The following is an 8,997-nucleotide window of genomic DNA, read 5'->3' on the forward strand; positions in this document are numbered from 1 at the left end:
GCGCACTCAGCCCACTGGCAGAAAGGCCGCAAAGCTGCCCGGCAGCGGCGCGTTCTCCAGGCTGCGCTGGGTGAACAGGAAACGGCCATCGCAGACGAAGCCGAGATCGGCCCAGTCGACCGCATTGAGCGCGTCGCGGAAGGCCTCGATGTCCACATCCGGCCGGCGCGGGAAGATCGCCATCACTGCGCCGTCGTAGTCGGTGCAGGGGTGGGTGAAGAAGGGTTTCGCCACCCGCGTCTTGCCATTCACATACACGCGCGGCTGCGCGCTGCGGTGGTGCATGCGTCCCCACATCCACCAGTTCGTCTCGTCGAAGCGGGTGACCTTGCGCTGCAGCAGGCGTGCCTTGTGCGGCAGGAGCACGGTCGGCGGCGCTTCGCCCGGCTCACTCCAGATCATGCGCCGGGTGAGGCCCGTGCTCACCGTGGATGAGCACACGAAATCGCGGTTGCCATGCGCCGGGTCGGCATACAGCTCGTCCGCGCCCGATACCGCACCAACCTTGACGAAGGCGATGTCCGCCAGGCGCAGCGGGTAGTCGCCACGCGCGAACATCAGGTGGCCGGTGCATTCGATGAAGTGGCGCGTTTCCCAGGCCGGTGCGGCAAGCGCCGCGTCGACGTCGTCGCCGACGCCGATCTCGCAATAACGCGTTTGCCGGTTGGTGCAGCCCTTCTCGAAACGCCAGATCAGGCAGTTCGGCACCGCGTCGGCGAACACGCGCGCGTCACCCAGCTCGATCGCGTCGGTGATGCTGCCGGCCTCGAACAGCAGGCGGTTGAGCTTGACCGCCGAAGTCGCCTTGAGGAAGTCCCGCGGCGTGATGAAGATCAGCTCGCCGCCCGGCTCGAGGTGGCGCAGACACTTGTCGATGAAGAACAGATAGAGGTTGGCGCGCCGATCCAGGCACTGGCCATGGCGGCCGCGTGCGATCAGCGCCTGGGTGGCGGCCGGAATGTCCTGGCAACGCACGTAAGGCGGGTTGCCGATGATGGTATCGAAGCGCTCGCGCTCGGGATAGGCGAAGAAGTCGATCGCCTGAGCGCCCGGCGGACAGTGGTCGGGGTCGATCTCCAGGCCGATCGCATCCGGCAGATGACGCAGGAAGGCGCCATCGCCGCAGGAGGGCTCCAGCACCCGGCCGCGCCGACGGCGCAACGCCAGCATGGCGCGCACCACGGCGTCGGGGGTGAACACCTGGCCAAGCGCAGCCACGTCGCGCAGGCCGAGCACAAGCTGGTCATTCATCTCGGGCCGCTCCAGGCTCGGCGGGCAGAAGGCCCGGCTTGCGTACGGCAAGCAGTATGGTGTCGTAGGTGGCCGGCAGCAGGCCGTCGGCGAGTCGATGACGCTCGTAGCGTGCGCTCACCGCCAACCAGGCCTGGCGCCCCAGCGGCGTGCGGCGGCGGCCGCCGTCGATGGTCGCCGCACCGATGGCCTTGATGTCGCGCAGCAGGCCGCGCAGGTCGGCGGCACGCGCATGCAGGGCGCAACGCTCGCGCCGTTCGACCTCGAGCCCCGCCGCGCGGGCCGCCTCCACCCATTGCGCATCGGTATGGAAATCGATGGTATGGCGCGCATCGTCGACGCTGGCGAAGGCGTCGCGCAACTCCCACAGCGTGTCGGGGCCCAGGGTTGCAACCAGGCCGATACCACCGGGTGCCAGCACCCGGCCCAGTTCCTCGAACACGCGCCCTGGGCGGCACCATTGCACCGCCAGGCTGGACCAAAGGAGGTCGATGCTGGCAGCGGCAAGCGGCAAGTGCTCGAGGTCTGCGCACACCGGCTCGAAGCCGCCATCGCGTCCTGCGCGCATGTGCGCCCGCCCCAGCATGGCCGGGGCCAGGTCGAGCCCGACGATGCGCCCGCCCGGGCGCAGCCGCCGCAGGCTCTCCACGCCGAAGCCGGTACCGCAGCCGGCATCGAGCACCCAGCCGTCCGCGTCGCCCCCGCCCGGCACGAGCCCCTCGCCAAAGGCGGCAAGCCGGGCGCAGATCTCGCGCTGGATCATCGCGGCCTGGTCATAGCTGTGCGCGGCGCGCTCGAAGGCTGCGCGGATGTCGCGCCGTCGATGCGCATGGGCGTGATCGACGCCCTTCATCGTCGCCGTCATGCGTCCCCCCTTGCGCCGACGAAGGCCAGGATGTGGCCTGCGCAGTCCGCCGCACGCGACACCGGCAGCGCATGGCCGCTGCCCTCCAGCACCTGCAGGCGCGCCTGCGGTAGGGCTTGCGCCAGCCTGTAGGCCGCGGCCACGGGCATCAGCGCGTCCTGGTCGCCGTGCAGCAGCAGCACCGGCTGACGGATCCCGCCCAGCAGCGGACGCAGGTCGGCCGCGGCCAGGATCGCCAGGCCGTCTTCGAATGGGCTCGGCGCGGCGGATCTGCCAGCGCCAGGGCGCAGCACGCCGTCGGCCGCCTGGCCAGCGCAGAGGCCCTCCTGCGCGCCCGGACTGAGGCACTGCGCCAGCGCCTGCTGTACCACCCGGCGTCGTGGCTCGCCCATGCATTGCAAGGCCAGGAAGCGCGCCAGTGTTGCCGCAGAGGCCGAGGCGTAGTCGCGCTGAAAGGCGTCGACCACTTCGGCCTGCAGCCCGGGCCAACCCGTGTCGTCTGCCACGAAGCACGCCGTGCCGGCAAGCAGGACGAGGCGCGACACCTTGTGCGGATGGCGGCAGGCGATGTCGAGCGCGAGCATCGCCCCGAGCGACCAGCCCACCAGCACCGAAGCGTCGGCAAGGCCTGCGGCGAGGGCATCCGCCCAATCCTCCAGCCTGGCGGCTCGGACCGGAGGCGCCCCTTCATGTCCCGGCAGTGCCAGGGTGCGCACCACCTGCCCATGCAGACTGGCTTCGAGCGCAGCGTACACCCGTGGCGACATCGCCCAGCCATGCACCAGGGCGATTTCCGCAGCAACACCCGCACATGCGGACGCAGCGGCGCGGGCCGGCGCGGACACGACAGGGGTCTCGATGGGGGCTGCAGTCATGGTTTGGGCGCAAACGCTGCGCACGGACGGAAAACGAACGGGCGTGCATTGTAAAGGCTCGCGCCGCTACCACGGCGGGAACAAACTCGGCGCGCTCCCCTGTAGAAGGGGCGCCAGCCGCGAGCCTTTTGTCGCCCCCCGCACCACATCGCCTTCAACCCCTCGCGGCTCGCGCCGCTCCCACGGCGGGAGCAAACGCAGCGCGCCCTCCTGTTGGAGCTTCATGGCTTGCCGAGTCGGTGTCCCGGCGTTACCTTGGTCATCTGCCTGGCAAGCACGAGGAGTCCCGCGATGCCCACGCCTCACCTGGCCGACCCGCACGATGCCGCGCAGCTGCTGGCCTTGGTCGACGCACTGGTCCGCGAGCTGCATCCCGGCGCAATGCGCAGGGCGACGCTCGACTGCGCGCTCGACCGCGACCTCGGGCTCGACAGTCTCAGCCGGGTCGAGCTGCTGGCCCGCATCGAGCGCCACTACGGCGTACGCCTGCCAACCACGGTGCTCGACAGCGCCGAAACGCCGCGCGACCTGCTTGCCGCCCTCGCCGATGCGCCCGCAGGCTCGCCGCTGTCCCAGGCCACCCGGCGCGCAGCCGGGGACGCGCCAGCCTCCACCTCAACCGTCACGGATCCAGTCAGCGAACCTTCGGCCGGAATGCCCTCAGGCGCGGCCACCCTGCTCGAGGTGCTCGACTGGCATCTCGCCCGCCACCCGGAGCGCTGCCACGTACGCTTCCTGGCCGGCGACGACGAGGTCGAGACCCTGAGCCATGCCGAACTCGCCAACGGCGCGCGCAAGGTCGCCGCCGCGCTGCGCGGCCTGGGCGTGCAACCGGGCGACTGTGTCGCGCTGATGCTGCCGACGGGGCTGGACTTCTTCCGCAGCTTCTTCGGCATCCTGTTCGCCGGCGCGGTGCCGGTGCCGATGTACCCGCCCGCACGACCGGCGCAGATCGAGGAGCACCTGCGCCGCCAGGCCGGCATCCTGCGCAACTGCGCGGCCCCTGTGCTGATCACCTTCGACCGTGTGCGCCCCCTGGCCAGCGCCCTCGCCGGGCTGGCGCCCGAGCTTGTGCATGTCACCACGCCCGCAGCGCTGGCGGCGTCCCCTGCCGCCAGCGCGCCCGCCATGGCCTCGGCGCCGCGCCATCCGGCGCGCGCACGCGAACTCGCGCTCATCCAGTACACCTCGGGTTCCACCGGCGACCCCAAGGGCGTGGCGCTCAGCCACGCCAACCTGCTCGCCAACATCCGCGCCTGGGGGCTGGCCGCCAAGGTCGAGGCGCGCGACGTGTGCGTGAGCTGGCTGCCGCTGTACCACGACATGGGCCTGATCGGCACCTGGCTCGGCAGTCTCTACCATGGCTGCACGCTGGTGCTGATGTCGCCACTCGACTTCCTCGCCCGCCCCGAGCGCTGGCTGTGGGCGATCCACCACTACCGCGGGACGGTCACCGCCGCACCCAACTTCGCCTATGAACTGTGCGTCAAGCGCCTCGCCGGCACCGACCTGGCGGGCCTCGACCTGTCGAGCTGGCGGCTGGCGGCCAACGGCGCCGAGCCGGTCAACCCCGACACGCTCGAACGCTTCGCCCACGCCTTTGCCCCCTATGGTCTGAGCGCCGGCAGCCTGACACCGGTGTATGGCCTGGCCGAGTGCTCGGTCGGCCTGTGCGTACCGCCCCCCGGCCGCGGCGTACGTATCGACCGCGTCGAGCGCACGCCGCTGACCCGCGAGGGGCATGCGCTTGCAGCTGACGGCGCGGCAGGAACAGGTACAAACGATGACGATGGCGAGGTGTTGCGCCTGGTGTCCTGCGGCCCTCCGCTGCCCGGCCACGAACTGCGCATCGTGGACGCAGATGGCCGCCCGCTGCCCGAACGCCATGTCGGCGAACTGGAGTTCCGCGGCCCCTCAGCCACCGCCGGCTATTACCGCAACCCGGCGGCGAGCGCCGCCCTGTTCCACGACGGCTGGCTGGTGACTGGCGACCATGCCTACCTCGCCGACGGCGAGCTCTACATCACTGGCCGGGCGAAGGAGCTCATCATCCGCGCCGGCCGCAACCTCTACCCCTACGACCTCGAGCAGGCAATCGGCGACCTGCCGGGCGTACGCAAGGGCTGCGTGGCCGTGTTCGGCGTATCGGACCCGACCAGCGGCGAAGAGCGCCTGGTGGTGGTAGCCGAAACCCGGCTCGAGGACCAAGCCGAACGCCAGGCGCTCGAGGCCGGCATCGTCGCCGCGGCGATGACCCAACTCGACCTCGCCCCCGACGCCATCGTGCTCGCGCCCCCGCATGCGGTCCTCAAGACCTCCAGTGGCAAGATCCGCCGCGCCGCGGTGCGCGAGGCCTGGCTGGCCGGGCGCCTGGGTGAGCCGGTGCGTGCGGCGTGGCTGCAGGTGCTGCGCCTGCACGCCGCCAGCCTGGCCGGCCGCATCGGCAAGCGGGCACGCGCGCTGCCAGGCGTTCTCTACGCCGTCTGGGCCTGGGCCTGGTTCGCGCCGCTGGCCACCCTCGCCGCCATCGGCATCATCGGCCTGCCCGGGCTCGGTCAGCGCTGGGCGCTCGCCCACCGCCTCGCCCGCCTCTACCGCTGGCTATGCGCCTGCCCGCTGCGGATCGAAGGCCTGGACAAGCTGCCCGCGGGCAACTGCATCCTGGTCGCCAACCACGCCAGCTACATCGACGGCTTCGTACTCGCCGCCACGCTGCCGCATCCGGTGCGCTTCATCGCCAAGACCGAGTTGCGCGCCCAGCCGCTGCTGCGCACCCTGCTCGAGCGCATGGGCACCGTATTCGTCGACCGCTTCGACACCCGGCAGAGCCTGGAAGATGCACGCACGCTCGCCACACATGCCGAAGCCGGCGTGCCGCTGCTGTTCTTTGCCGAAGGCACCTTCGGGCCCGAGGAGGGGTTGCGCGCCTTCCGCCTCGGCGCCTTCCAGGTCGCTGCACGCCAGGGCCTGCCAGTGGTGCCGGTCGCACTCGCGGGCACACGCGCCGTACTGCGCAGCGGCGGTTGGCAGCCGCAGCGCGGGCGGCTGGGCGTGCGCATCTGCGCGCCACTGCAACCGGCAGGCGAGGACTGGCACGACCTGCTCGCGCTGCGCGATGCGGTGCGCGCGCGCATTCTTGCGCACTGCGGCGAGCACGACGCACTGCAAGACTGAACCGCTACACCCGACCGTCAGGCCAGCGGGCGCACGCGCCCCTGGGCCTCCTCGGCGCTGCCGTATATGTGCGGTACGACCTCGTGCTTCTCCAGTGCCTGGCCAAGCTTCATGCGCATGAAGCTGTTCGCCGTGTAGCGCGTCACCGCGCGGTAGTGGCGCTTGACCAGGCGCTTGACCATCTCGATGTAGTCGTCGACCAGCTCGGGCACGATCGAAAAGCGGTCGTAGTTGACGATCGCATCGACGCGATGGCCCACGCTGGCGAGCGCAGCATCGACCGCCTGCTCGATGCGTGCGATATCGGCCTCCGTGCGCACCGCGAGGCCCTCGAAGTTGACGAAGAACAGCCCCTCCTGGGCATCGTAGGACAGGCGCTGCTCGAGCGGGAGCTCGAGCAGGTCGCGGCGCAGCCCCATCGGCTCGTCACGGAAGATGCGCGCATCCATCAGCCGCGGCGCCTGATGCATCACCGGAACGAAATCCATCTGGGCGAGGATGTCGGTCTCGAGATCGACACCGGGTGCGATCTCGATCAACTCAAGCCCCTCCGCGCACAGGCGGAACACACAGCGCTCGGTGACATAGAGCACCTCCTGCTGCCAACGCACCGCCTGCACCCCACTGAAGGTGCGATGCTCGACCGCATCGACGAACTTGCGCGCGGCGCCCTCCTGCTGGATGCGCAAGCGCCCCTTGTCGACCACCGCCTTTAACTCGCCGGCGGTGAAGGTACCGACGAAGACCACCTTCTTGGCGTTCTGCGAGATGTTGATGAAGCCGCCCGCCCCAGCCAGGCGCGGCCCGAAGCGCGAAACGTTGAGGTTGCCCTCGCGATCGGCCTGGGCCAGGCCGAGAAAGGCGATGTCCAGGCCGCCACCGTCGTAGAAATCGAACTGGCTGGGCTGGTCGATGATGGCCTGGGTGTTCACGGCAGCGCCGAAGGACAGCCCGCCGGCCGGAATGCCGCCGATCACACCGGGCTCTGCAGTGAGGGTGAGGAGGTCGATGATCTTCTCCTCTGCGGCCACGTTGGCCACCCCCTCGGGCATGCCGATGCCCAGGTTCACCACGGCGTCAGGCCGCATCTCCATCGCCGCGCGACGAGCAATGACCTTGCGCTCGCTCATGCCCATCGCCGCAATCGCCGACATCGGCACACGGATCTCGCCGGAGAAGGCGGGGTTGTACTGCTCGCTGTAGGTCTGCATGTGGTGCTCGGGCCGCTCGGCGAGCACCACGCAGTCCACCAGCACCCCAGGCACCTGCACATGGCGCGGGTTGAGCGACCCGCGCTCGGCGATGCGCTCGACCTGGGCGATGACGATGCCGCCCGAATTGCGCGCCGCCATCGCGATCGCACGCGCTTCCAGGGTCAGCGCCTCCTTCTCCATCGTCAGGTTGCCGTCGGGGTCGGCGGTGGTGCCGCGGATGATGCCGACGTGGATCGGGAAGGCCTTGTAGAACAGGTATTCCTCGCCGTCGATCTCCATCAGCCGCACGAGCTCGGCCGTGGTGCGCGCATTGAGCCTGCCGCCACCGAAGCGCGGATCGACGAAGGTACCCAGGCCGACACGGGTGAGCGTGCCCGGCTTGCCCGCAGCGATGTCCCGGAACAGATGCGAGATCACCCCCTGCGGCAGGTTCCAGGCCTCGATGCGGTTGCCCACTGCAAGCGCCTGCAGCTTGGGCACCAGCCCCCAATGGCCGCCGATCACGCGCGCCACCAGGCCGTCATGACCGAGGTGGTTGAGTCCGCGCTCCTTGCCATCGCCCTGGCCGGCAGCGTAGACCAGGGTCAGGTCACGCGGCGCGACAGCGTCCCCCGCAGCGCTGTCGAGGAAGCGGCGCTCGAGCGCAACCGCGATGCTCTCAGGGAAGCCAATGCCGACGAAGCCCCCGGTGGCCACGGTGTCGCCGCTGCGGATCAGGCGTACCGCATCGCGCGCCGACACCACCTTGCCGGTATCGGACGCACGCAAAGAGGCGGCCATGGGGTGGCGGGCGCTGGTCATCTTTCCTTCTCCTCGGCAAGCACGATGGCGTGGGCATGAAACGGACATCGAGCATGCCGTGTCGCGGCCGCAACCGCAACGCGGCGGCGCAGCATCGTCGCCCCAGGCCAGGCCGGGGCCAGCCTCTGCGCGCAGCTCAGCGCCACATGTCGCGCATCTTCGCCGCGAGGTCGACCGCCGCCTGGCGCGAGGCGGGCGAGCCCTGCAACTGCGGCGGAGGGGGCGGCCAGCTCAGCTGCTCGAAGTGCCCGAGCAGGCGGTTGGGAATGAAACGGCTGCGCCCGGCATACACATGGCGATCGCCCATGCCCGCCTGCTGGGTGACGTAGAAACGCTGCGGCACGATCAGGTCCAGGCTGTCCCGGGCACGCGTCATCGCCACGTAGAGCAGGCGGCGCTCCTCCTCGATCTCGGCGCTGTTGCGGGTGGCAACATCGGACGGGATACAGCCGTCGACCACGTTGAGCACGCTCACCGCGTTCCACTCCTGGCCCTTGGCCGAATGCATGGTCGACAGGATCAGGTAGTCCTCGTCGAGCAGCGGCATGCCGGCTTCGCCGCTGGTGGCGCTGGGCGGGTCGAGCGTGAGCTCGGTGAGGAAACGCTGTCGGCTCGGGCTGGTGGCGGCGATGCGGGCGAGCTGCTGGATGTCGAGCACGCGCACCGCGAAGTCGTCGTACAGGCGTGGCATCTGCGCCTCGTACCAGCGGCAGGCGAGCTCGAAATCCACCGGCCACTGCGGACCGGCGGCAAGGCTCGCGGCTTGCGCCGCGCCTACACCCCCCCCCTCGGGTCGCCCCCGTAGGAGCGGCGCAAG

At 70.3% G+C, this 8,997-nt stretch carries 6 protein-coding genes; 1 reads left to right on the forward strand and 5 read right to left on the reverse strand.

Translation table 11 applies throughout. The features are described 5' to 3' along the window. Window positions 1–6: 6 nt before the first annotated feature. The 3 genes from B447_RS06900 to B447_RS06910 are packed head-to-tail and all read right to left on the reverse strand — an operon-like array spanning window position 7 to window position 2,991. Window positions 7–1,251, reverse strand: coding sequence for an Eco57I restriction-modification methylase domain-containing protein (locus tag B447_RS06900; protein WP_002938062.1), 1,245 nt, complete (start codon window positions 1,249–1,251; stop codon window positions 7–9). Continuing rightward, window positions 1,244–2,116, reverse strand: coding sequence for a methyltransferase domain-containing protein (locus tag B447_RS06905; protein WP_051018768.1), 873 nt, complete (start codon window positions 2,114–2,116; stop codon window positions 1,244–1,246). Before B447_RS06905 ends, B447_RS06900 begins: the two co-directional genes overlap by 8 nt. After that, window positions 2,113–2,991 (reverse strand): alpha/beta fold hydrolase, encoded by an 879-nt coding sequence (locus tag B447_RS06910; protein ID WP_002938064.1) that lies wholly within the window; start codon window positions 2,989–2,991, stop codon window positions 2,113–2,115. Before B447_RS06910 ends, B447_RS06905 begins: the two co-directional genes overlap by 4 nt. A gap of 291 nt (window positions 2,992–3,282) precedes the next feature. Between B447_RS06910 and B447_RS06915 the strand changes: the two genes are divergently transcribed. Then, window positions 3,283–6,165: an AMP-binding protein gene (locus tag B447_RS06915; RefSeq protein ID WP_002938065.1), complete on the forward strand. Its 2,883-nt coding sequence runs from the start codon at window positions 3,283–3,285 to the stop codon at window positions 6,163–6,165. A 17-nt stretch (window positions 6,166–6,182) separates the two neighbouring features. Here the strand turns inward: B447_RS06915 and B447_RS06920 are convergent, their stop codons facing one another. Beyond that, a complete protein-coding gene (locus B447_RS06920) occupies window positions 6,183–8,180 on the reverse strand; it encodes an acyl CoA:acetate/3-ketoacid CoA transferase (RefSeq protein WP_002931212.1) in 1,998 nt (665 codons plus the stop codon). Between the two features lie 136 nt (window positions 8,181–8,316). Next, window positions 8,317–8,997 (reverse strand): 3'-5' exonuclease (locus B447_RS06925; RefSeq protein WP_232431563.1); only part of this gene is annotated, 681 nt, incomplete at its 5' end.

Origin of the sequence: Thauera sp. 27, from assembly GCF_000310125.2 — a bacterium.
Taxonomy (GTDB): domain Bacteria; phylum Pseudomonadota; class Gammaproteobacteria; order Burkholderiales; family Rhodocyclaceae; genus Thauera; species Thauera mechernichensis.

Bases quoted from the DNA above. Each gene is read 5' to 3' on its own strand.
- B447_RS06900 (WP_002938062.1), bottom strand. From the start codon at position 1,251: ATGAATGACCAGCTTGTGCTCGGCCTGCGCGACGTGGCTGCGCTTGGC.
- B447_RS06905 (WP_051018768.1), bottom strand. From the start codon at position 2,116: ATGACGGCGACGATGAAGGGCGTCGATCACGCCCATGCGCATCGACGG.
- B447_RS06910 (WP_002938064.1), bottom strand. From the start codon at position 2,991: ATGACTGCAGCCCCCATCGAGACCCCTGTCGTGTCCGCGCCGGCCCGC.
- B447_RS06915 (WP_002938065.1), top strand. From the start codon at position 3,283: ATGCCCACGCCTCACCTGGCCGACCCGCACGATGCCGCGCAGCTGCTG.
- B447_RS06920 (WP_002931212.1), bottom strand. From the start codon at position 8,180: ATGACCAGCGCCCGCCACCCCATGGCCGCCTCTTTGCGTGCGTCCGAT.